The sequence below is a fragment of the Pedobacter sp. PACM 27299 genome, from assembly GCF_001412655.1.
Lineage (GTDB): Bacteria > Bacteroidota > Bacteroidia > Sphingobacteriales > Sphingobacteriaceae > Pedobacter.
Genome location: NZ_CP012996.1, coordinates 1032612 through 1058486, shown reverse-complemented (window position 1 = coordinate 1058486; position 25875 = coordinate 1032612). Strand labels below are relative to the sequence as shown.

Annotated in this window: 25 protein-coding genes and 2 tRNA genes; 16 read left to right on the top strand and 11 right to left on the bottom strand. The window is 40.4% G+C overall.

Annotated features, from left to right (window positions below):
• Nucleotides 1–17: 17 nt before the first annotated feature.
• The 6 genes from AQ505_RS04450 to AQ505_RS04425 all read right to left on the bottom strand — a co-directional run bounded on the left by AQ505_RS04450 (nt 18) and on the right by AQ505_RS04425 (nt 3541).
• Complete coding sequence (locus AQ505_RS04450) at nt 18–947, bottom strand: FecR family protein (protein WP_062547058.1); 930 nt, start codon at nt 945–947, stop codon at nt 18–20.
• A gap of 84 nt (nt 948–1031) precedes the next feature.
• Complete coding sequence (locus AQ505_RS04445; protein WP_062547057.1) at nt 1032–1613, bottom strand: RNA polymerase sigma factor; 582 nt, start codon at nt 1611–1613, stop codon at nt 1032–1034.
• A gap of 184 nt (nt 1614–1797) precedes the next feature.
• A tRNA-Arg gene (locus AQ505_RS04440) sits at nt 1798–1874 on the bottom strand.
• A 91-nt stretch (nt 1875–1965) separates the two neighbouring features.
• Nucleotides 1966–2039: transfer RNA gene (locus AQ505_RS04435), tRNA-Arg, on the bottom strand.
• Nucleotides 2040–2148: 109 nt separating this feature from the next.
• Complete coding sequence (locus tag AQ505_RS04430; protein WP_062547056.1) at nt 2149–2613, bottom strand: redoxin domain-containing protein; 465 nt, start codon at nt 2611–2613, stop codon at nt 2149–2151.
• 19 nt (nt 2614–2632) lie between these two features.
• Nucleotides 2633–3541 carry an SDR family oxidoreductase gene (locus AQ505_RS04425; protein WP_062547055.1) on the bottom strand — a complete coding sequence of 303 codons (909 nt, stop codon included), beginning with the start codon at nt 3539–3541 and terminating at the stop codon, nt 2633–2635.
• A 238-nt stretch (nt 3542–3779) separates the two neighbouring features.
• Between AQ505_RS04425 and atpD the strand changes: the two genes are divergently transcribed.
• The 16 genes from atpD to AQ505_RS04345 all read left to right on the top strand — a co-directional run bounded on the left by atpD (nt 3780) and on the right by AQ505_RS04345 (nt 21951).
• Entirely contained in the window at nt 3780–5285 is a 1506-nt protein-coding gene (gene atpD / locus AQ505_RS04420) for a F0F1 ATP synthase subunit beta (RefSeq protein ID WP_062547054.1), read from the top strand.
• Between the two features lie 22 nt (nt 5286–5307).
• Nucleotides 5308–5550: an ATP synthase F1 subunit epsilon gene (gene atpC, locus AQ505_RS04415; RefSeq protein ID WP_062547053.1), complete on the top strand. Its 243-nt coding sequence runs from the start codon at nt 5308–5310 to the stop codon at nt 5548–5550.
• Between the two features lie 664 nt (nt 5551–6214).
• On the top strand, nt 6215–7105 hold the full coding sequence (gene ilvE / locus AQ505_RS04410) for a branched-chain-amino-acid transaminase (protein WP_062547052.1): 891 nt from the start codon (nt 6215–6217) through the stop codon (nt 7103–7105).
• 1 nt (nt 7106) lies between these two features.
• Entirely contained in the window at nt 7107–8804 is a 1698-nt protein-coding gene (ilvD, locus tag AQ505_RS04405; protein ID WP_062547051.1) for a dihydroxy-acid dehydratase, read from the top strand.
• Nucleotides 8805–8838: 34 nt separating this feature from the next.
• Nucleotides 8839–10578, top strand: coding sequence for a biosynthetic-type acetolactate synthase large subunit (gene ilvB / locus AQ505_RS04400; RefSeq protein ID WP_062547050.1), 1740 nt, complete (start codon nt 8839–8841; stop codon nt 10576–10578).
• A 9-nt stretch (nt 10579–10587) separates the two neighbouring features.
• Entirely contained in the window at nt 10588–11205 is a 618-nt protein-coding gene (ilvN, locus tag AQ505_RS04395) for an acetolactate synthase small subunit (protein WP_062547049.1), read from the top strand.
• A gap of 40 nt (nt 11206–11245) precedes the next feature.
• Nucleotides 11246–11716: a DinB family protein gene (locus AQ505_RS04390; RefSeq protein WP_062547048.1), complete on the top strand. Its 471-nt coding sequence runs from the start codon at nt 11246–11248 to the stop codon at nt 11714–11716.
• A 32-nt stretch (nt 11717–11748) separates the two neighbouring features.
• On the top strand, nt 11749–13230 hold the full coding sequence (gene ilvC, locus AQ505_RS04385; RefSeq protein WP_062547047.1) for a ketol-acid reductoisomerase: 1482 nt from the start codon (nt 11749–11751) through the stop codon (nt 13228–13230).
• A 54-nt stretch (nt 13231–13284) separates the two neighbouring features.
• Entirely contained in the window at nt 13285–14700 is a 1416-nt protein-coding gene (gene leuC / locus AQ505_RS04380; RefSeq protein WP_062547046.1) for a 3-isopropylmalate dehydratase large subunit, read from the top strand.
• 11 nt (nt 14701–14711) lie between these two features.
• On the top strand, nt 14712–15296 hold the full coding sequence (leuD, locus tag AQ505_RS04375) for a 3-isopropylmalate dehydratase small subunit (protein WP_062547045.1): 585 nt from the start codon (nt 14712–14714) through the stop codon (nt 15294–15296).
• Nucleotides 15296–16813 (top strand): ATP-binding cassette domain-containing protein, encoded by a 1518-nt coding sequence (locus tag AQ505_RS04370; RefSeq protein ID WP_197286296.1) that lies wholly within the window; start codon nt 15296–15298, stop codon nt 16811–16813. The genes leuD and AQ505_RS04370 overlap by 1 nt, the downstream gene beginning before the upstream one ends.
• 3 nt (nt 16814–16816) lie before the next feature.
• Nucleotides 16817–17911: a 3-isopropylmalate dehydrogenase gene (gene leuB, locus AQ505_RS04365; RefSeq protein WP_062547043.1), complete on the top strand. Its 1095-nt coding sequence runs from the start codon at nt 16817–16819 to the stop codon at nt 17909–17911.
• 12 nt (nt 17912–17923) lie between these two features.
• Nucleotides 17924–19432, top strand: a complete 1509-nt coding sequence (locus tag AQ505_RS04360; RefSeq protein ID WP_062547042.1) for a 2-isopropylmalate synthase — start codon at nt 17924–17926, stop codon at nt 19430–19432.
• Between the two features lie 3 nt (nt 19433–19435).
• Nucleotides 19436–20686 (top strand): threonine ammonia-lyase IlvA, encoded by a 1251-nt coding sequence (ilvA, locus tag AQ505_RS04355; protein ID WP_062547041.1) that lies wholly within the window; start codon nt 19436–19438, stop codon nt 20684–20686.
• A 212-nt stretch (nt 20687–20898) separates the two neighbouring features.
• Nucleotides 20899–21393, top strand: a complete 495-nt coding sequence (locus AQ505_RS04350) for a DUF1905 domain-containing protein (RefSeq protein WP_062547040.1) — start codon at nt 20899–20901, stop codon at nt 21391–21393.
• A 186-nt stretch (nt 21394–21579) separates the two neighbouring features.
• Nucleotides 21580–21951, top strand: a complete 372-nt coding sequence (locus tag AQ505_RS04345; protein ID WP_157262189.1) for a hypothetical protein — start codon at nt 21580–21582, stop codon at nt 21949–21951.
• A gap of 42 nt (nt 21952–21993) precedes the next feature.
• Here AQ505_RS04345 and AQ505_RS04340 read toward each other — a convergent pair whose 3' ends face one another.
• The 5 genes from AQ505_RS04340 to hemJ form a co-directional block, all read right to left on the bottom strand.
• Nucleotides 21994–22986, bottom strand: coding sequence for an ABC transporter ATP-binding protein (locus AQ505_RS04340; RefSeq protein ID WP_062547038.1), 993 nt, complete (start codon nt 22984–22986; stop codon nt 21994–21996).
• Nucleotides 22987–23075: 89 nt separating this feature from the next.
• Nucleotides 23076–23876 carry an outer membrane beta-barrel protein gene (locus AQ505_RS04335; protein ID WP_062547037.1) on the bottom strand — a complete coding sequence of 267 codons (801 nt, stop codon included), beginning with the start codon at nt 23874–23876 and terminating at the stop codon, nt 23076–23078.
• A gap of 27 nt (nt 23877–23903) precedes the next feature.
• Nucleotides 23904–24695 carry a hypothetical protein gene (locus AQ505_RS04330; protein ID WP_157262187.1) on the bottom strand — a complete coding sequence of 264 codons (792 nt, stop codon included), beginning with the start codon at nt 24693–24695 and terminating at the stop codon, nt 23904–23906.
• Nucleotides 24676–25242 carry an RNA polymerase sigma factor gene (locus AQ505_RS04325; protein ID WP_062550882.1) on the bottom strand — a complete coding sequence of 189 codons (567 nt, stop codon included), beginning with the start codon at nt 25240–25242 and terminating at the stop codon, nt 24676–24678. Before AQ505_RS04325 ends, AQ505_RS04330 begins: the two co-directional genes overlap by 20 nt.
• Before the next feature lie 87 nt (nt 25243–25329).
• On the bottom strand, nt 25330–25875 hold the full coding sequence (gene hemJ, locus AQ505_RS04320; protein ID WP_062547035.1) for a protoporphyrinogen oxidase HemJ: 546 nt from the start codon (nt 25873–25875) through the stop codon (nt 25330–25332).

Sequence of the window (25875 nt, the reverse complement as noted above, 5' to 3'; positions counted from 1 at the left end):
CTGTTTTTGATACTTATCTATTCATATAGCGTGATTGTATGGTCCCTGATGCGGTATTTTGCACCTGTCATTTTGCTGATTGCTTTCATAACCTCTGTGATTTTATTGTTTGTATGGAATGTGGTTTTAAAATTTGCTGCAGTAATTCTGGCACTTTTCGTTTCAAGTGTAAGTCCCCAGGCATTTTTAATCACTAAGGATAGTTCCTTGAAAGAAGCTCCATCTAATCTGATCTTGCCGTCTTGCCATGAGCTGGCCAGTTGGGCGTTGAATTCCAGCAGCTCAAAATTGCCGCTAGCCGTCTGAACATTGATCTGCTGGTTCGGGAGGAGTAAGGCCAGGGTCTTGCCGGAGGCTGCAACAGCTACTTTACCCGTTGCTACGTTCACCGCAATGTGATCTAAACCTGAGTAGGCCTTGATGTTAAAGGAGGTACCTAATACTGTGGTCTTGATTTTACCTGTAGTCACTACAAATGGCTGATCCGCACGGTGCTTCACCTTAAAGAAAGCTTCACCATTGAGGTAAACCAACCGCTGTTTACCACTGAATTGACGAGGATACCTGAGTTCAGATCCTGAGTTTAGGAGAATTTCCGATCCATCTGCCAACGTCACCTTAAGCATCTTACCTGATCCGGCTTTACTGGAAGTAAGAGTGGTAGCTGTAATATGCTGCCTGTCATACTTTTTTAAGTACTGATAAATCGGAATGCTAAGAAGGAAAAAAGCCAGTACAGCTGCCACATTCATCCAGCGGATAGGTGTCCGAATAAAAAGATGAGGTCGGCGCTTAGACTCAGGGATGTGGGCAACGATCTTATTGAGTAACCTGATACGTACTCCCTCTTCATGTTCAGCATCGGTAAACACCTTCAAATCCTTGCCAGAAAGATCAAAGGCTGCATACCAATTGTCCAATAATCTTTTATTTTCCCGTTCCTCCATATGTTGTGCTTTTGCCTATATAACCGAACAGGCAGAACACTTGTCCCAGAGCAAAATAAAACTTAATACGAATGATGGTTTCCGTTAATAATCTCTTAACAGTAAGGCCGCTAATGTGATGATCAGGTTAACGGATGCGGGTTCACATTCGTCCGAGTTGTACCTGTTAACTGTCAGCCTGATTCTTTTTATGGCCGTACTCAATTGGTTTCTCACTGTTTTATTGGAAATATTTAGTCGCCCAGCTATTTCATCATTTGAAAGCATTTCGTGGCGACTGAGTAGGAATATTTCTTTCATTTTTTCCGGCAATGCTTTGATTTCCTGCATGACTACCGATTCCAGTTCGCGGCTCATCAGGTGGTCATCGCTAGAGTTGGAGTTGGTTTCGACTTTTGAAGCCTCTTGATTTTTGAAATTTAGTTTCAAAAGTTCCTTTCTAAAAAAATCTATGATACGGCTTTTCAGACGCGTGTGGAGTAGCGAGCGAACCGAATTTTCATTTTCAAGTTCATAATCACTTTCCAGCAAAGAAAGGAACAGGTCTTGTAGAATATCCTCCACTTGCGCTTCGTCCTTCAGGCGGCGAAAGGCAATAATATATAGTTCCTTCCAGAACTTATTATATAGGTTAGTGATGTATTGCTTTTTTTCCTGCTGTTTCAATTGGGATACCTGAAGTACAGCAACAAATGTAGTCAGCCCAATTTAGAAATCGAACAAGCTAACGATAACTTAACATAACCGTAATCTATGCGGCATCTCGGCTTTTTTTTATCACTTGATCCCTTATGATCAGACTAATGAATAAAAAAAGAGGGAATCTCATTGCTGAAATTCCCTCTTTCTGTGGTGCACTTGTAGGGATTCGAACCCCAAACCTTCTCATCCGTAGTGAGATGCTCTATCCAATTGAGCTACAAATGCGGTTTTCATTTGCGTTGTATCGATATCGGCTATAAAACCTATAATCGAAAAGATCAACAAAAAAAACCTTAGATTTCTCTAAGGTTTTTCGTGCACTTGTAGGGATTCGAACCCCAAACCTTCTCATCCGTAGTGAGATGCTCTATCCAATTGAGCTACAAATGCATTTCCTTCAAACGTTGTTTCGTTATTGGACTGCAAAAGTAGTGTTTGAAATTGAAAATACAAACTTTATTTAAAAAAAACTTCAAACACTACTGCTTAAAAACTGCGATTAGGCTTCAATTGAGCGCTTAATTGCGTCAAAATCAGGCATATTCCCTGCGTCTTCTAATACTTCTGCATGAATAACTTTTCCTTCTTCATTGATCACAAAAGCAGCTCTTTTTGAAATTCCTTTCATATTAAAAGCGAAATCTTCGTAAAAAGCACCGTAAGCCTGGGATACTTCCTTGTTAAAATCAGAAAGCAAAGGGAATTGGTAGCTCTGATCTTCTTTAAATTTAGCTAGGGTAAAAGGAGAATCCACAGAAATACCTACTACATCTGCATTCATTCCTTCATAATAACCAAAACTATCTCTCATGGTACACAACTGGGCGGTACATACACCAGTAAAAGCCAATGGGAAGAAATGGATCACTAATTTCCTTCCTTTATAATCAGATAGGGATACTTCTTTCAGGTCTGAGCTGAATAATTTAAAATCCGGGGCTTGATCGCCAACTTGTAATGCCATAGTATATATAATTAAGAATTTAAACGGTTGTTTGCAATTGTGTAGCTAATAAGGTCAGTCCTTCTTCAAAGCTGTGCGGGGCATAGCCCAGATCGCGGATGGATTTATCCAGGATAAATCCGGTTCTTGCCGGACGTTTAGCGGTTTGGTTTAAAGTTTCAGCAGAGATCTCTTTAATCAGTCCTTTATCCAGGTTCCAGAAATCGGCCACTATAGCCACTAATTCTGAAATGCTCATCATATCTTTTCCAGAAGCATTATATATGCCCTGCGCATTTTTCTCTATGGCCAGCAGACAGCAATCGGCTAAGTCTTCTGCCAGGGTTGGCATGCGCCACTGGTCGTTCACGACATTAATGGGCTGTCCCTTTTCTAAAGCACCTTTTGCCCAAAGTACAATATTACTGCGGCTCATATCGCTCACAATACCATATACGATAATCGTCCTCAATACAGCCCATTTGCAATTTGACTTTTGCAGTGCTTGTTCGGCCTCTACTTTGGTTTGTCCGTAATAACTTAAAGGGCAGGTAGGCGCTTCTTCATCATACGGTCCGTTTTTGCCATCAAAAACAAAGTCTGTAGACAAATGAACCAGCTGCACGTCGAATTGCTCACAAACTGCAATAAGTGTCTCCACTGCTTTCACATTTAGCGCATAAGCCAACTCTTTTTGATCTTCGCAGGTATCCACATTGGTCATTGCGGCAGTGTGAATGATGGCATCGGGTTTATATTTCGCTACAATTTCTTCCACATTGGCAGCATCTAAAATATCCATTTCAGCATAAACATATCCCTCTTTAATTGGATAACGGTTCTCCCCTTTTGCGGTCGCAATCAGATTAAACTGTTTTGTTGCGAGCACTCTTTCTGTGATTTTCTGCCCTAGAAGGCCATTGCTCCCCGTTACTAATATTGTTTTCATGAATTTCTCAGTTTCCTTATGATGAATGTACAGCCACAAATACGCTCTTTTTAACGTCAAAAACGGCTTGTTCGTACCTTGTTTTATACCCGCTAAAATATTGATTTAAAAACTGTGGAAAAACTTTTTATTTATATATGCAATTTATGTTGAAAAATCTTAACTTTGCAAACCGAATTGTGGGCTCTGAAAACGGCCTTTAACATTTTGATATTTATAATTTTACCCAAAACAATATATGCCTAACATTGGAAAAATAGCGCAGATTATAGGACCGGTAGTTGACGTGAGTTTTGCTGACGATGCTCATTTACCTCAAATTTTCTCTGCATTAGAGATTGAAAAAGAAAACGGTCAAAAGGTCGTTTTAGAAGTTCAACAACATCTTGGTGAAGACCGCGTACGTGCAATTGCAATGGACTCAACCGACGGTTTGGTTCGTGGCATGAAAGCAGTAGATACTGGCGCACCTATCAAAATGCCTGTTGGTGATCAGATTAAAGGTCGTCTATTCAATGTTGTTGGTGATGCTATCGATGGTATCAACACGATTGATAAAACTAACGGTAGACCAATCCACAATGCTCCGCCAAAATTTGACGAGCTATCAACTGAATCAGAAGTACTATTTACTGGTATCAAAGTAATCGATTTATTAGAGCCTTACGCTAAAGGTGGTAAAATTGGTTTATTCGGTGGTGCTGGTGTTGGTAAAACAGTATTGATCATGGAATTGGTAAACAACATCGCGAAAGCGTATGCTGGTTTATCAGTATTTGCTGGTGTAGGTGAGCGTACACGTGAAGGTAATGACCTTTTACGTGAGTTTATCGAATCTGGTGTAATCAACTATGGTGAAGAATTCCTTCATTCGATGGAAAAAGGCGGATGGGATTTAAGCAAGGTTGACACAGAAAAACTAAAAGATTCTAAAGCAACATTGGTATTCGGTCAGATGAACGAACCTCCAGGAGCTCGTGCTCGTGTAGCTTTATCAGGATTAACAGTTGCAGAATACTTCCGTGATGGTGATGGCGAAGGCGCTGGAAAAGACATTCTTTTCTTCGTTGACAACATCTTCCGTTTCACTCAGGCAGGTTCTGAAGTATCGGCACTTTTAGGTCGTATGCCTTCTGCGGTAGGTTACCAACCAACTTTGGCAACAGAGATGGGATTAATGCAGGAACGTATTACTTCCACTAAACGTGGATCTATTACCTCTGTACAGGCGGTTTATGTCCCTGCGGATGATTTAACGGATCCAGCTCCGGCTACAACGTTTGCCCACTTAGATGCAACTACAGTATTGTCTCGTAAAATCTCTGAGCTAGGTATTTATCCTGCGGTGGATCCATTGGATTCAACTTCAAGAATCTTATCTCCAGCGGTATTAGGTGATGAGCACTATAACACTGCTCAACGTGTGAAAGAAATCTTACAACGTTACAAAGAGTTACAGGATATCATCGCGATCTTAGGTATGGACGAATTATCTGAAGAGGATAAATTAATCGTTCACCGTGCGCGTCGTGTTCAACGTTTCTTATCTCAACCATTCCACGTAGCTGAGCAGTTTACAGGCTTAAAAGGTGTGTTGGTTGACATTAAAGATACCATCAAAGCATTTAACATGATTATGGATGGTGAAGTTGATGAATATCCAGAGGCTGCATTTAACTTAGTAGGTGGTATCGAAGATGCAATCGAAAAAGGTAAAAAACTATTAGCTGAGGCAAACGCTTAATTAAAGCGCATACACTTTGAATATGACACTAGAAATATTAACACCAGATAAAAAAGTCTTTGAAGGCGAAGTAACAGCTGTTACTGTACCAGGTACCATGGGATCATTTCAAATTTTGCATGACCATGCTCCTATTATCTCAACCTTAGAAGACGGACCAGTAATTGTTAAAACCAAAACAGGCGATGAAACCTTTAATATTAAAGGTGGCGTTGTAGAGGTTTTGAAAAACAAGATTATTGTTTTAGCCGAAGGGGTTGCTTAATATTTAAAGCATAATAAAAAAAGGATGTCCGAAACGACATCCTTTTTTTTTGTCCCTGATTTTTGAACGTCATCAAATCATCCTGTAAAATAACGATACGCTATTTTAAAACGGTAACAGAAATTGTATTTATTTCTTTGAAAAGACTGCCAATTTTTATTTGGCTACCTCCCCTTATTTTAGTCGTATTTTCTTCAACTTTTTTGACCATTCTCCGATTTTAGGCAGAAAATGAGATAAAATACAATGCAAGCATAATACCCATACCGAATACCGATTTCATATTTGGTATAGTAGCGTCCACGTAAAGCAATTAAAACAGTGTATTTTCAGGTATTATATTTGTTATATATACCATTATTGCAAATTATATTTTTTTTCATTTATTTCTATACAGCTATTGATAGTATTGATCACAAGACCTAAATTGGATTTATAAAGCAATAGCAAATACGAACTGCTTATAAACTAACAAAATGAACTTTAACATCACCGCCTTAATTATTGTCATTATTAATGTGATTCTTCTGCTGGTAATTCAGAAGGATAAGGCGCTGCAATAGAATATTTTAAATACAAAAATAAACTCAAGCGCCCCCCACAAGTGGCGCTTTTTTAATGAATCAATACCACAACCAACACGATACCTAACCGCCTAACCAACATGAAATACGTCAATTCAAATACAGTGTTATACTTAAACGGCAAGTTCCAGAAAGCCGCCAACAGCACCGCCGAGATATATGAGCAATCGCTCCACTATGGCTATGCAGTATTTGAAGGAATCAGGGCATATCAAACGCACAATGGAACCCGTGTATTTAAAGCCAGAGAACATTTCGAAAGATTAAAAAGATCTGCAGAATTGGTGAATCTACCTTTTCCATGGGAAGTAAGTGACCTGATCAAGCAAACTTATAAGTTACTTCAATTGAATAATTTAAAAGATGCTTACATCCGTCCCTTGGTATACTGTGCCCCTAACATGTCGATGGTTGCGGCTACAGAGGTATCGATCATGATCTGTGCCTGGGAATGGGATGCCTACCCTGGTAACGAACAATTAAAAGTTGGGGTGTCCAGTTATGAAAGTCCGAATCCAAAATCTTTTCCTATAGCAGCTAAAGTTACTGGCAACGATGGGAATTCCACTTTAGCGACTATTGAAGCAAAACGCAATGGATTTGATGAGGCGTTATTGTTGGATATGGACGGAAATATCGCTGCAGGTCCAGCATCAAACATCTTTATCGAGAAAAACGGAAAATTATACACTCCACAACTAGGTAACATCTTTCCAGGAATCACCCGTGCAACAGTAATTGAGCTATGTCATATCCTGGATATAGAAATTATAGAAAAACACCTGACGGTTGCGGATGTAAAACATGCAGACAGTGCTTTCTTCTGCGGCACCGCAACAGAGATTGCAGGAATTGCATCGGTAGATGAATATCAGTTCCCAATCAGATGGAATGATAGTGTTGGAGCCACCATACAACGCACTTACAAATGTTTAGTGTTAGAAAAACAAAATTACGAAGTAATCATATAATATGTCACAATCACCAGAATTAAACCGCTACAGTAAAGTATTCACGCAGGACCCAACCCAACCTGCTGCCCAAGCCATGTTGTATGGAATTGGCTTGACCAAAGAAGATATGGACAAAGCCCAGGTCGGCATTGCAAGTATGGGATACGATGGAAACACCTGCAACATGCACCTAAATGATTTAGCAAAAATCGTTAAAGAAGGGGTCTGGGATAATGGAATGGTCGGTTTAACCTTCAGCACTATCGGTGTAAGCGATGGGATGTCTAACGGTACAGATGGAATGCGTTATTCTTTGGTTTCCAGAGATGTAATTGCAGATTCAATTGAAACCATTTGTGGTGGACAATATTACGATGGCGTGATTGCATTACCAGGCTGTGATAAAAATATGCCGGGTTCTATCATGGCAATGGGTCGGTTAAATCGTCCTTCAATCATGGTATACGGTGGAAGTATCCACTCTGGAAAATATAAAGGAAAAACTTTAAACATTGTATCAGCCTTTGAAGCCTTAGGCGAGAAATTGGCAGGCAATTTAGATGAAGAAGATTTTCAAGGTATCATCCGCAACACTTGTCCAGGCGCTGGTGCTTGTGGCGGTATGTATACTGCAAATACGATGGCTTCAGCAATCGAAGCTTTAGGAATGAGCTTACCTTACAGCTCCTCTTACCCTGCATTGAGTGCAGAAAAGAAAGAAGAATGTTTAGCTGCCGGTAAAGCGATCCGTGTTTTATTAGAGAAAAACATCCTTCCTTCAGATATCATGACGGAGAAAGCATTTCACAATGCGATTGTAACGGTAATGGTATTGGGCGGTTCTACAAATGCAGTACTACATTTAATCGCTATGGCGAAATCAGTAGGATTAACCTTGAAATTAGATGATTTCCAAGCCGTAAGTGATGCGACTCCAGTATTAGCGGATTTGAAACCAAGTGGGAACTATTTAATGGAGGATGTTCATGAAATTGGTGGTGTTCCTGCCATTCTAAAATATCTTTTGAAAGTAGGCTTGATTCATGGCGACTGTATCACGGTAACCGGAAAAACGCTTGCTGAAAATGTGGAAGGCGCTTTAGACTTAGATTTTGATACTCAAAAGGTAATTCTTCCAATAACTAACCCGATTAAAGCAACAGGTCACCTTCAAATGCTATATGGTAACATCGCAGAAAAAGGTTCGGTAGCGAAGATCTCTGGTAAAGAAGGAGAAAGATTTGAAGGTCCGGCGCGTGTATTTGATGGTGAGAAATCATTGATCGCAGGAATTCAAAGTGGCAAAGTGAAAAAAGGTGATGTAGTGGTGATCAGACAGGTAGGTCCTAAAGGTGCTCCTGGGATGCCGGAGATGTTAAAACCAACCTCTGCCATCATTGGTGCAGGATTAGGAAAGTCAGTGGCTTTAATTACTGATGGCCGTTTCTCTGGTGGTACGCATGGTTTTGTAGTAGGTCACATCACTCCTGAAGCTTGGGATGGTGGAAATATCGCTTTTGTGCACGACAATGACATCATCATCATTGACGCAGTGAACAATACCTTACACCTTCAGATTACCGAAGAAGAGATGGAAAACCGTAAAGCGGTTTGGAAGCAACTGCCGCCACCCGTCAAAGGAGGCGTACTTTATAAATACCTGAAACAAGTAAGCGATGCCAGCGAAGGCTGTGTAACTGATGCCTACACTCACTAATCAATTTAAAAACCCCATACCTAAAAATAAAATAATGGACACAGTACAAGAGGAAGCAACCACCTTAACGGAACCGAAGAAAACAGTAACTGTTTCTGGTTCTGTGGCTTTATTGGAAGGATTAATAGCAGAAGGTACGGATACCATTTTTGGTTATCCAGGTGGTGCCATCATGCCTATTTATGATGCATTATACGATTACAAAGAAAAATTAAAACATATTTTAGTACGTCATGAGCAAGGCGGCACACATGCCGGTCAGGGGTATGCACGTACTTCCGGAAAAGTGGGTGTCGTATTTGCGACCAGTGGTCCGGGTGCTACCAATCTGGTAACAGGTTTAGCAGATGCTCAAATCGACAGCACGCCGATGGTTTGTATCACCGGTCAGGTGTATGCACACTTATTAGGTACGGATGCTTTCCAGGAAACGGATGTGATCAACATCACTACCCCGGTGACCAAATGGAACTACCAGATTACGGATGCTACTGAGATTCCAGCAGTATTAGCGAAAGCTTTTTACATTGCCCGCAGCGGCAGACCAGGTCCGGTATTGATCGACATTACCAAAAATGCGCAATTGCAAATGTTTGAATATGCTGGTTATGTTCCTTGCGACCATGTACGCAGTTACCGTCCAAAACCAAATGTTCGTAAAGAATATATTGAGGCCGCTGCAGCATTAATCAATTCAGCAAAAAAACCTTTCATCTTGTTCGGTCAGGGCGTTTCTTTAGGATATGCAGAACAGGAATTTAAAGCTTTCGTAGAGAAAAGCGGTATTCCTGCAGCCTGGACGATTTTAGGTGCTGGCGCTATTCCTACAGACCACCCTTTAAATGTTGGAATGCTGGGCATGCACGGTAACTATGGTCCGAATGTACAAACCAATTCCTGTGATGTATTGATCGCAATCGGTATGCGTTTCGACGACCGGGTAACTGGCCGTTTAGACAAATATGCGAAACAAGCAAAAGTAATTCACTTGGATATTGACCCTGCAGAAATCGACAAAAATGTAAAAGCGGATGTTCCGGTTTGGGGAGATTGTAAAGAAACTTTACCACTTTTAACTGCATTGGTTGAAGAGAAAAAACATACAGAATGGCTGGCAGAATTCAGAGCTTTTGATAAAACAGAGCAAGAAGTTGTCATTCATCCTGAATTGAATCCTGGAACAGGAGAATTGACTATGGGTGAGGTGATCAATCAATTGAACATCTTAACTAAAGGCGAAGCGGTTGTGGTAACTGACGTGGGGCAGCATCAGATGGTAGCTTGTCGTTATGCAAAATTCAACCATACCAGAAGTAATGTAACGAGTGGTGGTTTAGGAACAATGGGCTTTGGCTTACCTGCTGCTATCGGTGCTAAATTTGGTGCTCCAGACCGTACCGTGGTTGCGGTAATCGGTGATGGAGGTTTCCAAATGACATGTCAGGAATTGGGTACCATCATGCAAAGTGGCGTTGATGTGAAAATCATGATCTTAAATAACAGGTTCCTGGGAATGGTTCGCCAATGGCAGCAATTGTTCCATGAGAAACGCTACTCTTTCGTGGACATCACCAGTCCGGATTTCGTGAAACTTGCCGATTCCTATTATATCGCCGGAAAGAAAGTTTCAGAACGTGAAGACTTAGTGAGTTCATTAGAAGAAATGTTGAACCATAAAGGTTCTTTCCTTCTAGAAGTAATGGTAGCCCAGGAGCACAATGTGTTCCCTATGGTTCCTCAAGGTAGCAGTGTAAGTGAAATCAGACTTAAATAATTAAAGATCATGAGCAATTCCCAGGATATAGAAACAAACGAAAAACAGGAATTTACGATTACTGTATATACCGAAAATCAAATCGGCTTATTGAATCGTATTGCCATTATTTTTTCAAGAAGAAAAATCAATATTGACAGCTTAAACACCTCTCCTTCGGAGATTGAGCACATTCACAGATTCAACATCGTGATCAACGAAACAGAAGAAGTAGTACGCAAGCTGGCCCGTCAGATTGAAAAACAAGTAGAAGTATTGAAAGTATATTTCAATACCAATGAGGATATCATCTGGCAGGAAATGGCGCTTTATAAAGTGCCTACAGATACGATTGCAGAGTTGGTATCGGTTGAACGTTTACTTCGTGAAAACGGTGCAAGAGCGGTAGTGATCCGTAAAGATTATACGGTTTTTGAAACTACCGGCCACCGTGAGGAAACTGATAAGCTGATCGAAGTTTTACAGCCTTTTGGTCTGATCGAATTTGTGAGAAGTGCAAGGGTAGCGATCATCAAAAACAGCGATGGTTTTAACCGCAAACTCAGAGAATTTGAGCGCAGAGAGCCAGGACAGGAAGTGATCGAAAACGAATTCCTTGACGCAGAGAAAAACGTATTCAGCATGTAAACCCCCGTTGTAAAACGGAAACACAATATAAACGGAAAACATGGAACAGCATTTCAAAACCATCAGACAAACCAGGAACAACTTTATCCAACTATTGGACAGTTGTACGCTTGAAGAAGCAAATCAGGTTCCTGAAGGTTTTAACAACAACATCATCTGGAACTTTGGCCACATCATCGCCAGTCTGCATGGACTTTGTTATACGCTTTCAGGTTTAAAAGCCAAGAGTTCTCCTGATTATCTGAATGAGTATAAAAAAGGAACAAAGCCGGAAAGGTTTATCGGTCAGGATGAACTCAATGAATTGAAAGATTTGATGCTAAACACAGTCGATGAGCTGGAAGAAGACCTGAAAAATCAGGTATTCATCAACTATAATGTTTATACCACCAGCTATGGCGTGACTTTAAATGATATTCAGGATGCAGTTCAGTTTTTTCCAATCCATGATGCCTACCACTATGGATGTGCAACAGCGATCAAAAGAATCATAAACAACAATAAAAATTAAAAGAACCTTTACAATCAAATAACTATAACAAGATGTCAAACTATTTCAACACGTTACCTCTTAGAGAAAAATTAAACCAACTGGGTGTATGCGATTTCATGGACAGTTCAGAATTTCTGGATGGCGTAAATGCGCTTAAAGGCAAGAAACTAGTCGTGATCGGTTGCGGTGCACAAGGACTAAACCAAGGTTTAAACTTAAGAGATAGCGGTTTAGATGTTTCTTATACTTTACGTAAAGAAGCTATCGAAGGTAAAAGAGATTCCTGGAAAAATGCTACGGAAAACAATTTTACAGTTGGTACTTACGAAGAATTAATCCCTACAGCTGATGTAGTGATCAACCTTACTCCTGATAAACAGCATACTGCAGTAGTGACTGCTGTAATGCCACTAATGAAATCAGGTGCTACTTTATTATACTCTCATGGTTTCAACATTGTGGAAGAAGGCATGCAGATCCGTAAAGACCTTACGGTAATCATGGTGGCTCCAAAATGTCCAGGAAGTGAAGTCAGAGCAGAATATGTACGTGGTTTTGGAGTACCTACCCTAATCGCTGTACACCCTGAGAATGATCCGGAAGGAAAGGGTCTATTACAGGCTAAAGCTTATTGCGTGGGTACAGGCGGCCATAAAGCCGGTGTCTTGAAATCATCTTTCGTTGCAGAAGTGAAATCTGATTTAATGGGTGAGCAAACGATTCTTTGTGGTTTATTACAGACTGGTTCTATCTTATCATTTGATAAAATGGTAGAAAAAGGAATCGATCCAGGTTATGCTTCTAAATTGGTTCAATATGGTGTGGAAGTGATTACTGAAGCTTTGAAACAAGGTGGTATCACTGCGATGATGGACAGATTGAGCAATATTGCTAAAATCAAAGCTTTTGAAATCTCTGAAGAATTGAAAACTATCATGCGTCCATTGTTCCAAAAGCATCAGGATGATATCATGAGTGGTGAATTTAGCCGCATCATGATGGAAGACTGGGCAAATGGTGATAAAAACCTATTGGCTTGGCGTGCTGAAACCGGTGAAACTGCTTTTGAGAAAACACCAGCAGGTGATGTTAAAATCGGGGAGCAGGAATATTTCGATAACTATACTTTAATGGTTGCTTTCGTGAGAGCGGGTGTGGAATTGGCTTTCGAAACGATGGTGGAAGCAGGGATCAAACCTGAGTCGGCTTACTATGAGTCATTACACGAAACTCCACTAATCGCAAACACGATAGCACGTAAGAAATTGTTCGAAATGAACCGAGTAATTTCTGATACAGCTGAATATGGCTGTTACTTATTTGATCAGGCTTGTAAACCATTACTTGCTGACTTCATGAAAACGGTAGATACTGAATTGGTAGGTAAGAACTACAATGAAGGTAAAGATGGTGCTGTGGATAACAGAGCATTAATCGCAGTAAATGAAGTGATTCGTTCACATCAGGTGGAACTTGTTGGTGCTGAGCTGAGAAAAGCGATGACCGCAATGAAATCAATTAAAACTGCCTAATCATAAAAAACGGCTGAAGTCTACATGACTTCAGCCATTTAAAAAGAATAAAAGATGTCAAAAACATTAGTAGAAAAGATTTGGGATGCGCATGTTGTAAAAAGCGAAGCTGGTTTCCCTGATATTTTATATATCGATACCCATTTGATCCATGAAGTGACTTCACCTCAGGCATTTGATGGTTTACGCAAAAGAGGCTTGCCTGTTTTCCGCCCGCAGCAAACTGTTGCGACCGCAGATCATAACGTTCCAACTTTAAATCAGCTGCAGCCGATTAAAGAGGAACTTTCGCGTTTTCAGGTGGATATGCTGACTAAAAACTGTGCAGAATTCGGTATCGAGTTGTATGGTTTGGGTCATCCTTTCCAAGGGATTGTTCACGTGATCGGTCCGGAATTGGGCATCACGCTTCCAGGAAAAACCATGGTTTGCGGCGATAGTCATACTTCTACACATGGTGCTTTCGGTGCGATTGCTTTTGGAATCGGTACTTCACAGGTAGAGCAGGTTTTTGCAACACAATGTTTATTACAACAGCGCCCGAAAACGATGAAAATCGAGGTAAACGGGGAGTTAGGTAAAGGTGTTTCTGCTAAAGACATTATTCTATACATTATTGCTAAGATATCTGCTGCCGGTGGTACAGGTTATTTTATCGAATATGCTGGGTCGACTATTGAAGCTTTGAGTATGGAAGCGAGAATGACGATCTGTAATATGAGTATTGAAATGGGTGCCAGAGGTGGTTTAATTGCCCCTGACCAGATCACTTATGATTATATCAAAGGAAGAGAATTTGCTCCGGCAGGCGAAGAGTGGGATAAAGCTTTAGCTTACTGGAAAACATTATATAGCGATGCTGATGCGAAGTTTGATAGCGTATTAACGTTTGACGCAGCAGACATCAGCCCTATGATTACTTACGGAACAAATCCGGGTATGGGTATGGGCATTGCCGCACACATCCCTGCTACAGGGGATCAGGCGGTTTCTGAACAAGCTTCCTTCCAGAAAGCTTTGGATTACATGGGCATCAAGGAAGATACTGAATTGGTAGGAAAAGCGATTGATTATGTATTTATCGGCAGCTGCACCAATTCCAGAATTGAGGATTTGCGTGAGGTGGCAGAATTTGTAAAAGGTCGCCAGAAAGCAGAAAATGTAATTGCATGGATTGTTCCGGGTTCTAAACAAGTGGAGCAACAAGCGATTGCTGAAGGCTTGGATAAGATCTTTGAATCGGCAGGTTTTCAATTGCGTGAACCAGGATGCAGTGCTTGTTTAGGAATGAATGAGGATAAAATCCCTGCTGGAAAATACTGTGTGTCTACTTCTAACAGAAACTTTGAAGGCAGACAAGGTCCGGATTCCCGTACATTTTTAGCCAGTCCGTTAACCGCGGCAGCAGCAGCAATTACGGGTAAGGTAACCGATGTAAGAACTTTATTAGACGAACCTGTACACGCTTAATCCGAAGAATCATGAGAAAATTTGAAAAGTTAACCTCGGCAATTGTGCCTTTAAACATAGAGAACATTGATACGGATCAGATCATTCCGGCAAGGTTCTTAAAAGCGACGACCCGTGAAGGTTTTGGTGAAAACTTATTCCGCGATTGGCGTTACAATGGTGATCAGACTTTAAAAGCTGATTTCGTCATGAATAACCCAGCATACAAAGGAAGAATCCTGGTTGCAGGAAAAAACTTTGGCTGTGGCAGTAGTCGTGAGCACGCCGCATGGGCGATCCAGGATGCAGGTTTCGATGTAGTGATCAGCAGTTTCTTTGCCGACATCTTTAAAGGAAATGCTTTGAACAATGGTCTATTGCCTATCCAGGTAACAGATGCATTCTTAGCAGAAATCTTCAGCACTGTTGAAAAAGACCATGCTGCAGCACTGGAAGTTGATTTAGAAAATCAAACGGTAACTATCGTTGATACTGGTGCCAAAGAAGGTTTTGAAATCAATGCCTATAAAAAATCCTGCTTAATCAATGGTTATGATGACATCGATTTCATCTTAAACCAAAAGCATTTAATTGAAGAATTTGAACAAGCAAAATAATGTCAAATCCCGTCGTCCATATTCACAACCTTAATTTAAAGTATCAGCAGCAACCTGTATTACAGGATTTATGCTGGACGATAAATCGCAATGACAATTGGTTGTTATGCGGCGAAAGCGGCAGCGGAAAAACCACTTTAGCAAAAGTAATTGCAGGTTTGATCCCTAGCCTTGAGGGCGACATTCAGCTGAATTTTGATCTTTCTTCTGCATTACCAGCAAAAGCTTATTATGTAGCCAACTGGTACCAGTTTAAAGATCTTGAAGGTGCTTCTAATTTCTATTATCAGCAGCGTTACCAAAGTTTAGCCACTGCAATTACGGCTACAGTGATCGCAGAATTAACGCGCTTTGGAAACGATCAAGGACTTTCATTTGAAACTTTAGAGCAGCTGTTGACCGCTTTAGGTTTTGCTGCTTTAAAAAACTCCGCACTTTTACAATTATCGAGCGGAGAACATAAGAAATTGCAATTGGTGAAGGCTGTATGGTCGAAACCTCAATTGTTGATCTTAGATCAACCTTACAATGGATTAGATAAACTTTCCCGTGCTAATCTAAACGATTTATTGACCGAATTATCGGAAAGTGGAACACAATTGATCATCATTGGTAATGAAACTGAATTACCAGCAACCATCAATCGCTTTGCAGTTTTGGAAGCAGGTAAGTTAAAAGAGATTTCCTCCCCTCCATCTCTTAGGGAAGAAGCGGAAGAAATCATCAAACCTTTACCTTCTTTTCTTCAAAAAGAGAAGGTTTCAGATTCCACAAGCATTTCTACTTCAATTTTTGGCTCATCGCCTTCTTCAACCACAACTGAACACATCATCAAAATGATTGATGTGAACATCAGATATGGGGACAAGCAGGTATTGAAGAACATCAACTGGGAGGTTAAAACAGGCGAAAAATGGATCTTACAGGGGCATAATGGTTCTGGAAAATCTACTTTATTGAGCTTAATCAGTGGAGATCATCCTCAGGCTTATGCCAACAACTTTTATCTTTTCGGGAATAAAAGAGGAACAGGTGAAAGTATTTGGGAGATCAAAGAACGCATTGGTATAATCTCACCGGAATTGCACTGGTATTTCGATGCCTCTGCTACCGTTTGGCAAAGCATCGCCTCTGGTTTTTACGACAGTTCAGGATTGTATTGCAGTCCGGGCTCTACCAAACATTCCCAGGTAGATGAATTAGTGGAGTATTTCGGCTTAACGGCCTATAAAAACACACTGATGAATGAATTGCCTTTGGGTAAGCAGCGCTTAACCTTACTGGCGAGAACGATCGTTAAAAAACCAGCAATATTGATCCTTGATGAACCTTGTCAGGGCTTAGATCAGCAGCAAACACAACATTTCAACAAACTGGTAGATGAATTATGTAAAGATGGCACCACGTTAGTTTACGTTGGCCATTTTGAATCACAATTACCATCCTGTATAGAGAAAAGAATATTATTAGAAGACGGTGCAGTAAAATCCGTTGAAAACTTATTACAAAGCATTTAGAAAATGAAAAAAAATATATTAGTCATTCCTGGTGATGGTATTGGCCCAGAGGTCACTACCTGGGGTAAAGCGGTATTAGAAGAAATTGCTAAAAATTTCGGACACGAATTCAGCTATGATGAGGCGCTAATGGGCCATGCTGCAATCGAAACAACCGGTAATCCCCTACCTGATGAAACGCTGGAAAAAGCACAAAAAAGCGACGCCATCCTTTTTGGTGCAGTAGGCCATGCCTTATATGACAATGATCCTTCTTTGAAAGTACGTCCAGAGCAAGGCTTACTTAAAATCCGTAAGGAATTAGGCTTATATGCTAACCTACGCCCGATTTTATTATTTGATGAGTTGTTAAATGCTTCCAGCATTAAACCTAGTATATTAAAAGGAACCGATATTCTATTCTTCAGAGAACTTACCGGAGATGTTTATTTCGGCGAGAAAACCCGTTCTGAAGACAAAAACACAGCTTCTGACTTAATGATCTACCACCGTTATGAGGTAGAGAGAATTGCACACAAAGCATTTGAAGCTGCGATGAAACGTAGAAAAAAACTTTGTTCTGTAGATAAAGCCAATGTATTGGAAAGCTCTAGATTATGGAGAGAAACTGTACAGCAAGTTGCAAAACAATATCCGGAAGTAGAAACAAGTCACATGTTCATCGACAATGCAGCGATGCAATTGATCAAAGATCCGAAACAGTTTGACGTCGTATTAACAGCCAACTTATTCGGCGATATTTTAACTGATGAGGCTTCACAAATTGCAGGTTCTATGGGGATGTTAGCTTCCGCTTCTGTAGGAGAAAGCACTGGTTTCTTTGAACCCATCCATGGCTCTGCACATGACATCACCGGAAAAAATCTGGCAAATCCGCTAGCTTCTATCCTATCTGTTTCTCTGATGCTGGAAATTGGCTTCGGACTGCTGGCAGAAGCAAAAGTGATCATTGATGCCGTAGATCAGGTATTGAAAGAAGGTTACAGAACAAATGACATTGCCGATGATACGACCAGCCCTTACCACGTTCTTGGAACTAAAGAAATGGGTCAATTGGTCTTAAAATATATTTCACAGAATACTTCAAAATCTAACTAAACACCAAGAATTATGTTACACGATCCTAATAGAGTCTATGTGTTTGACACCACCTTACGTGATGGTGAACAAGTGCCGGGCTGCCAGTTGTCGAGCCCAGAGAAAATTCAAATTGCAAAAGCACTCGAAGCACTTGGAGTAGATGTGATTGAAGCAGGTTTCCCTATTTCAAGCCCTGGAGATTTCCAGAGCGTGGTAGACTTATCAAAAGCGATAAGAGAACCGATCATCTGTGCATTGACACGTGCCAATAGGAAAGACATTGATTCCGCTGTTGCAGCATTACAATACGCGAAGAGACCAAGGATTCATACTGGAATCGGTTCTTCAGACATGCACATTAAATACAAGTTCAACAGCACAAGAGAAGAAATTCTGGAGAGAGCGGTTGCAGCAGTAAAATATGCGAAGCAATTTGTGGAAGATATTGAGTTTTTCGCAGAAGATGCTGGCCGTGCAGACAATGCTTATTTAGCGCAGATGATTGAAGCCGTAATTGCTGCTGGTGCTACTGTGGTGAACATTCCTGATACGAATGGCTACTGCTTGCCAGATCAATACGGTTCAAAAATCCTTTACCTAAAAGAAAACGTTAAAAATATAGACCAGGCGATCATTTCTGTTCATTGTCACAATGATTTAGGTTTGGCTACTGCGAATAGTCTTGCCGGTTTAATCAATGGTGCCCGTCAGGTAGAGTGTACCATTAACGGTATCGGTGAGCGTGCTGGAAACACGGCATTGGAAGAAATTGCCATGGTATTGAAAACACACCATGCTTTGAACTTAACCACTAACATCAACAGCAAACATTTCACTGAAATCAGTGGTATGGTGAGCCGCATGATGCACATGCCGGTACAGCCAAATAAAGCGATCATTGGTCAGAATGCCTTTGCCCACAGCTCTGGAATTCATCAGGATGGTTTCTTGAAACATAGAGAAAACTATGAGATCATCAATCCAGAAGATGTTGGTTTGAACTCAGCAGATATTATTCTGACTGCACGCAGCGGTCGCCATGCCTTAAAACACCATTTAGAGCGTTTAGGTTATGAAATCGATCGTTTAAACCTGGATCAGGTATACGAGCGTTTCTTAATCATGGCTGATGAGAAGAAAACAATCTGTGATGATGACATTCTTTTCTTAATGAGTGACGGTGAAGAAGGTGCCGTTAAAAACGGTTACAAATTGAACTTGTTACAAGTACTTTGCGGTGATCCTTTAAGCCCTACTGCCAGCATCAGATTAGAACATGAAGGCGTAGAAAAAGAAGCAATGGCCACTGGAAACGGACCTGTTAACGCAACTATTAAAGCCATTCAATCGATCGTAGGTAAAGATATTCTATTAAATGAATTTACCATTCAGGCCATGCATGGTGGCAGCGATGATGTGAGCAAGGTAAACATGAAGGTTTCTTACGAAGGAAAGTCTTATGTAGGCTATGGTTTTAGTACAGATATCGTAAAAGCTTCGGCCAATGCTTATCTGGATGCAATGAATAAATTTATCTAAAAAATGAGTGTAGAAAAAGAAGTGATACTGGATTTTCTGGCGGCAGCGGAACGATTAAAAGGTACGGTAAAACGTACCCCTTTGGAGTATAATGCAGGGCTTTCTAAAACTTACCAGGCAAATATTTACCTGAAAAGAGAAGATTTGCAGCTGGTACGCTCCTACAAATTAAGGGGTGCTTACAACATGATCAGCACCCTTGAACCTGAGCAGGTAGCAAAGGGTGTGGTTTGCGCCAGTGCTGGAAATCATGCACAGGGTGTTGCCCATTCCTGCAAAAAGCTGAACATTAAAGGCGTTATTTTTATGCCGGAAATCACTCCTAAACAAAAGGTGAAACAAACAGAAATGTTTGGCGGCGATCATATTCAGATTGTTTTAGTTGGTGATACTTTCGACGACTGCTTAAGAGAAGCTTTGGCTTATACTGCAGAACATGGGATGACTTTTGTTCCTCCTTTTGACAATACAAAGGTGATCGAAGGTCAGGGAACAGTAGGTGTAGAAATTTTTGAAGACCTTCCTGAACTGGATATGGTGATCATGCCTATCGGTGGTGGCGGTCTGGCTTCAGGAGTAGGTAGCTATTTGAGAAACCTGAAACCAGCAATTGAACTGATTGGTGTGGAACCTGAAGGTGCGCCTTCCATGAAACAAGCGCTGAATAGTGGTGCTCCTGTTTTATTAGCAGACATCGATCGCTTTGTAGATGGTGCTGCAGTAAAGAGAGTGGGTAACCTTACTTTTGCTTATTGCAATGAACTCCTGGATCAAATGTTATTGATTCCTGAAGGCAAAATCTGTACTACTATTTTGAAGTTATATAATGAAGATGCTATTGTTGTAGAACCTGCAGGTGCTTTAGCTGTAGCCTCTTTAGAGCAAATCAAAGATCAAATCATTGGTAAAACAGTAGTTTGTGTAGTGAGTGGTGGTAATAACGATATTGAGAGAATGCAGGAGATCAAAGAAAAGTCTTTACTTTTTGAAGGATTGAAACATTATTTCATTGTACGTTTCCCTCAGCGACCAGGTGCTTTAAAACTCTTTGTGAATAACGTTTTAGGTCCGCATGATGACATTACCAGGTTTGAGTTTATTAAAAAAACAAACCGGGAAAGTGGACCTGCATTAGTCGGAATTGAGCTTCAGGAGCCAACAGATTACGAATCTTTATTGCAAAGAATGAGAGAGTTTAAGTTCGAAATCATTGAATTGAACAACGATCAGACTTTATTCGAATACCTGGTTTAAAAGAATTACTAAGTAAAACTTGGCTGCAATAGCATCAAGACTAGTTTACTGCCCCAAAGTATATAGAATGCCGTATCAATCTTCTTGATGCGGCATTTTTCATTAATCAACAATTTCTCTTCGCAATGCCATTGAAGTCTGTTAGCGTATAGTTTGCCAAAATATTTATAATTTTACATCAGCGATTAATAGTACAGACGCGGCATCAAATTATGGAAGAATTACCATTAATTGACCAGGATTTATTACTGGAACGCTTCCCTGGCAAGGGCGGCTGGACTTATGTTCGTTTCCCTGAAATACAGCCTGGCAAGCATAATTATTTTAGCTGGCAAAAGGTAAAGGGATGTATCGACGGTTATGAGGTCAGTAAAGTGACTTTAATGCCCATGAAAAAAGGCACACTTTTCCTTCCGGTAAAAGCTGCCATCCGCAAAGAGATTAAGAAAGAGCAAGGAGAGTGGGTTAGGGTGTGCCTGTACCCCGACAGTGATCCTAAACTGGAAATTGCCAATGAAGATTTTATTGAATGCTTAAAAGACGAGCCCGCAGCATGGACTGCTTTTCAAAAATTATCCTCAATTAAACAACAAGAATGTTTTACCTGGCTGCTGGACTCTCCCGTTCTTCAAACCAGGATCCAGCGTATGGCAGATGCCATCACAAATTTGGCCTCTGGACTTCCTTTTCATTCTACCAAACGCTGATTATAATTCAATCAACAACTGAGTTTTAGCTATATTACCATACAATATATTGTATCACATTTTAAATACAGTATAAGTAAAAACAGAATTGTATTTTTATGGCAAAAGATTTGCTATACGAACATCAAACACACAAATTATATGAAAAAGTTATTACTATTATTACTTTGCACGGCCACGCTAGGTTTGGCATCTTGCAAGAAGGAAGTGATCGTTGATCCAGGACTTCCGAATGAAACGATTGAAGTAGTCATAAAGCCAAGTGCATGGGTTGCCAGTTCAAATAGGACAACTTTAACAGCCACAATTCCTTTCCCGGAACTAGACGATGTTACATTCAATAATGACGCAGTAATTGTGTCGCTTTATCCTGACAACAACGTCCCTGAATACAGAGCAATGCCGTTTGTTTATGGTGGTGAAACTTACACCCACACTGTAAGGAGAGGCGCAATCATCATTGACATCCAGACTACCGGAGATCAAACTTTAATACCTCAAATACCAACAAGAGACCTGGGATTAAGAGTTACTTTTGTGACTTCAAAATTAAGATAATCAATTTTAAAAACTGATCGAAGTTAATCGAAAGCGATCAGTTTATAATGACAAGAAGCGACCAATGTTCGCCTGAACGTGGTCGTTTTTTTTATGTACTCCCCTATTCAATTGGATGGCTCTGATTTTCACGCCATTTCTTTCTAGCAGCAACTCCTCATAAAATCCTTTATAATACACGTCTTTCACTTCAAAACGTCTGCTGTTCCAGGAATTGTTCAGCTCCACCCATTCCGGATAAAACACGGCATGTCCGTCCTTCAGCTCCAATCCTAGTTTTTTCGCTTCTTCCGGATTTAGTACCACGGCATTACCTAACATTCTAGCGGTGTATATATGTTTAGGATGCTGATAAATATCTTCTGGTTTACCACGTTCCAGCAAATGACCATCTTTCATGATCAACAACTCGTCGGCAAGGAACAATCCGTCTGCAGGGTCATGAGAAACCATAATCACGGTCACGCCTGTCTCCGCAGCAATCCTTTTAATATCTGCACGAAGCTGATTTTTAAGCAATGCGTCCACCTGACTAAAAGGCTCATCCAGTAGTAAAACGGAAGTATTTGTAACCAAAGCTTTAGCAATTGCCACCCTTTGCTGCTCTCCACCACTTAATTCTGTAATCTTTTTATCTTTCAGGTGATCAATATGCAAGTGAACCATCATTTCCATCGTTTTTTGATGTTTGTGATTTACATCTGTATTGGCCATCATGGAAGCGATATTGTCATAAACTTTCGCATAGATGTTCAATGAAAAATCCTGAGTCACCATTTTCATTTGCTTATGCCCTGGAATCAGCAACACATCTGGTCCCCATACCTTTTCATCCTGGTAGCGAACTTCACCTTCATCAATGGTTAATAAACCATAAATACATTTCAGCAGGGTCGATTTACCACTACCACTTTCGCCGATAATGGCAATAATATCTCCTTTATTAATATCGAAACTAATATTATGAATTCCAGAAGCCTGTTCCTGCTGATACTGTTTGCTGATGTTCTTAACGCTGATGATGTTTTCCTTCACGTGGTAAAGATAAAGTATTTAGTCTTGCCAAAAAAAAATCCCGCAACCTATGAAGGTTACGGGATCAGTAATATTTGTGTGTGTGTTGATTAGTTCAATCCTAGGGTGATACCAAATGCCATATTTTTAAGTCCTTTTTGCGCTGTGGTTGTAAACATATCGTTGAAATAATACTTGGTAAAGATACCAAGGCCACCATATCCGATGCGCAATGTACCACCATAACGGAAAGGCTCGAAATTATAGTCATCCTTAAACTTCTCTTTTCCTTTCTCTTTGCTGATCTGTTTTACTTTTCCATTTAACAGGAAAGCTACTTCTGGTCCGAATACAAAGTAAAAACGCTTACCATGGGAATTTTCTTTTGTACGCAATTCAAAATTCAAAGGAATGTGCACATAGCTATTAGACAACCTGTTTTTAGAGAACTCTATAGACTCCTGGTCGTAATCTAAAGTCGGACTGTTCTTTTTCAGGGTAATATTTTGTTTCAGGCGAATCATCGTCCAGTCGAAACCACCGGCGATATACACTTTAAAATGAGGATCAAAGCGATAGCCAAACTGCAATACGTCAAATGAAATCGTGCTTGTTTTTCCACCGGTATAATCCAGAAAGTCATTTTCTTTTGATAAAGAGAAACTGCCATTGTCTACCAATCTCGAGAAACCAATATCCAGGCGAGTAAGGGTAATCCCTCCCATAAAGCGACCTTTCGAGGCCTTCGCTTTGCTGGTACTGTCTTTTCCGTTGATTTTGATAGAGATCAGCCCATTGTCTATACCAAATGATGATTTCTTCTTCACACTATCCTGTTGTGCAAATGCGCTTTGCGCCATAACACCGGCAAGCCCGCTTACCAAAAGTGTTGTCCATACTAATTTCTTCATATTGTTGGTTTGAGCTATATATGTGTGCTACTTGTTACTTTTTGAATTAAATTTTAAAATGCCAATGTTTACTGCAATTAGAGAAGAGTTGTCGTCATCATCCGTTTTAAATTGTATCAGTTTCTTCTCTCTTTTATCTAGTTTATCTACCACAAAATTGATCACATCTCCTACATTTCTAATGCCTTTTCTTTCTCTGCTTTCTGTTTCTATCAGCTCCTGATCTCCTCGCTGTACATCAGGGATAGGTACATTAGCAATTACATTTTCAGTTGATAAATCTGGCATTGATTTCAGCTCTTCTTCTTTCAAAGTAGTATTCATCTCCACCGCTTTTATTTGATGACGCCTGATCTTTTCATTTCGTTGCACTGCTACTAAATTATTTTCCTGAACCAGGTTTTTTAACTTCAATTTGGGCGCAAGAACTAAAGGAGTTCCTATTGCTGAAACGGAAATACTGGATCCAGTTGAAACTGATGCTGTTGATCCGGTAGGATCTCCCTCATCTGTAACAGGAACTGTTATTGCACCAGTACTAGTGCTTTCAGCTGCTGTCATATTATTCCCAGCTTTAGTAACCACCGCAGCAGTCCCATGCAGCTGCATCTTTTCAGTTTCCGGAACTAATAAACCTACCGACACTGCAATCACCGCTACAGCAGCTGCTGCTGCCCAGTAAATCGGGAAAACACGCTTTTTCTTTGGTGTCAGTTCTTTTTCAATATTGCTCCATAAATTTGCCGACGGCCTCATTTCTGCCCCTTCAAATTTATCTTTGAACAACTGATCAAAATCTTTATCCTGCATAGCTTGCATAATCTATACCCTCCATTTTTATAATCTCCTCTCTTAGGATCGCCCTTGCTCTCGACAACTGCGATTTACTTGCTCCTTCAGAAATCCCTAATGTTTCAGCGATTTCCTTATGAGAATATCCTTCTATGATGTACATGTTAAACACCATTCTATAACCGTCAGAAAGCTTTTGTATGACTTTCAATAAATCCTGCATTCCTAGTCTGCTAAAATCGAAACCCACACCTGGTTGCTCATAGGCATCCTCAATTGGTACGACATTCAGCATTCTTAAATTTTTTCTATAACTCTCAATTGCAGTGTTCACCATGACCCTTCTCATCCAACCTTCAAAAGCCCCATCTCCTCTATACTCCCCAATCTTTTGAAAAATCTTGATAAAGCCCATTTGCAAAACATCCTCCGCTTCCATCCGGTCTTTCGCATAACGCATGCAAACGACCAGCATTTTAGAAGCAGTCTGCTGATAAAGCGCTTCCTGCATCTTTCGCTTTCCGGCTTTACAGCCTTCCATGAGTTCATTTATCGTATACTGCGTCAAAATCATCTGTTTGTTTGGTATATAGAAGATGAGCATGATCAACTAAAGGTTGCACGCAGCATGAAAAATAATGAAAAATAATAAAACGGGGGATTAGCAGTCGTGTTTTTTACGGTAAGATTTGTACCATTTAACGGCCATCATGATGACACAAGAAAAAATGATCAGACCAATCAGTCCATAAATCCAATTTACTGCACTTTTAAGCACTACAGTGAAAACAATAGCAACCAACAGGACTGTGGCCACTTCATTCCATAAACGCAGCTGAAAGGAGCTGATTTTACATTGGCCATGTTTCAATTGATTCATGATCCGCTGACAAATGAAATGATAAATTAAAAGAAGGACTACAAAGGCGAGCTTCACATGGAACCAGCCAACAGACATCAAACCCGGATTAAGGCAGATCATCGTTATTCCGGCGGCAACAGTGAGTACCATTGCTGGTGTGGTAATGATGTGCCAAAGCTTGGCTTCCATACGCTCATATTCCCTTTGCAGGATATTGCGCTCCAGTTCAGGTCTGGTTTCGGCCTCTACATGGTAGATAAACAAGCGGACACTATAAAACAACCCCGCCATCCAGCTAACCACAAAGATGATGTGCACAGAGAGTACGTAATAATAGTATTCCAT

Coding starts and splice junctions, on each gene's coding strand:
- AQ505_RS04390 (WP_062547048.1), top strand. CDS start 11,246: ATGGAACAGCATTTCAAAACCATCAGACAAACCAGGAACAACTTTATC.
- ilvA (WP_062547041.1), top strand. CDS start 19,436: ATGAGTGTAGAAAAAGAAGTGATACTGGATTTTCTGGCGGCAGCGGAA.
- AQ505_RS04425 (WP_062547055.1), bottom strand. CDS start 3,541: ATGAAAACAATATTAGTAACGGGGAGCAATGGCCTTCTAGGGCAGAAA.
- atpC (WP_062547053.1), top strand. CDS start 5,308: ATGACACTAGAAATATTAACACCAGATAAAAAAGTCTTTGAAGGCGAA.
- AQ505_RS04330 (WP_157262187.1), bottom strand. CDS start 24,695: ATGCAAGCTATGCAGGATAAAGATTTTGATCAGTTGTTCAAAGATAAA.
- ilvN (WP_062547049.1), top strand. CDS start 10,588: ATGAGCAATTCCCAGGATATAGAAACAAACGAAAAACAGGAATTTACG.
- ilvD (WP_062547051.1), top strand. CDS start 7,107: ATGTCACAATCACCAGAATTAAACCGCTACAGTAAAGTATTCACGCAG.
- ilvB (WP_062547050.1), top strand. CDS start 8,839: ATGGACACAGTACAAGAGGAAGCAACCACCTTAACGGAACCGAAGAAA.
- AQ505_RS04325 (WP_062550882.1), bottom strand. CDS start 25,242: ATGATTTTGACGCAGTATACGATAAATGAACTCATGGAAGGCTGTAAA.
- atpD (WP_062547054.1), top strand. CDS start 3,780: ATGCCTAACATTGGAAAAATAGCGCAGATTATAGGACCGGTAGTTGAC.
- leuB (WP_062547043.1), top strand. CDS start 16,817: ATGAAAAAAAATATATTAGTCATTCCTGGTGATGGTATTGGCCCAGAG.
- AQ505_RS04370 (WP_197286296.1), top strand. CDS start 15,296: ATGTCAAATCCCGTCGTCCATATTCACAACCTTAATTTAAAGTATCAG.
- ilvE (WP_062547052.1), top strand. CDS start 6,215: ATGAAATACGTCAATTCAAATACAGTGTTATACTTAAACGGCAAGTTC.
- ilvC (WP_062547047.1), top strand. CDS start 11,749: ATGTCAAACTATTTCAACACGTTACCTCTTAGAGAAAAATTAAACCAA.
- AQ505_RS04350 (WP_062547040.1), top strand. CDS start 20,899: ATGGAAGAATTACCATTAATTGACCAGGATTTATTACTGGAACGCTTC.
- AQ505_RS04430 (WP_062547056.1), bottom strand. CDS start 2,613: ATGGCATTACAAGTTGGCGATCAAGCCCCGGATTTTAAATTATTCAGC.
- leuD (WP_062547045.1), top strand. CDS start 14,712: ATGAGAAAATTTGAAAAGTTAACCTCGGCAATTGTGCCTTTAAACATA.
- AQ505_RS04335 (WP_062547037.1), bottom strand. CDS start 23,876: ATGAAGAAATTAGTATGGACAACACTTTTGGTAAGCGGGCTTGCCGGT.
- leuC (WP_062547046.1), top strand. CDS start 13,285: ATGTCAAAAACATTAGTAGAAAAGATTTGGGATGCGCATGTTGTAAAA.
- hemJ (WP_062547035.1), bottom strand. CDS start 25,875: ATGGAATACTATTATTACGTACTCTCTGTGCACATCATCTTTGTGGTT.
- AQ505_RS04450 (WP_062547058.1), bottom strand. CDS start 947: ATGGAGGAACGGGAAAATAAAAGATTATTGGACAATTGGTATGCAGCC.
- AQ505_RS04360 (WP_062547042.1), top strand. CDS start 17,924: ATGTTACACGATCCTAATAGAGTCTATGTGTTTGACACCACCTTACGT.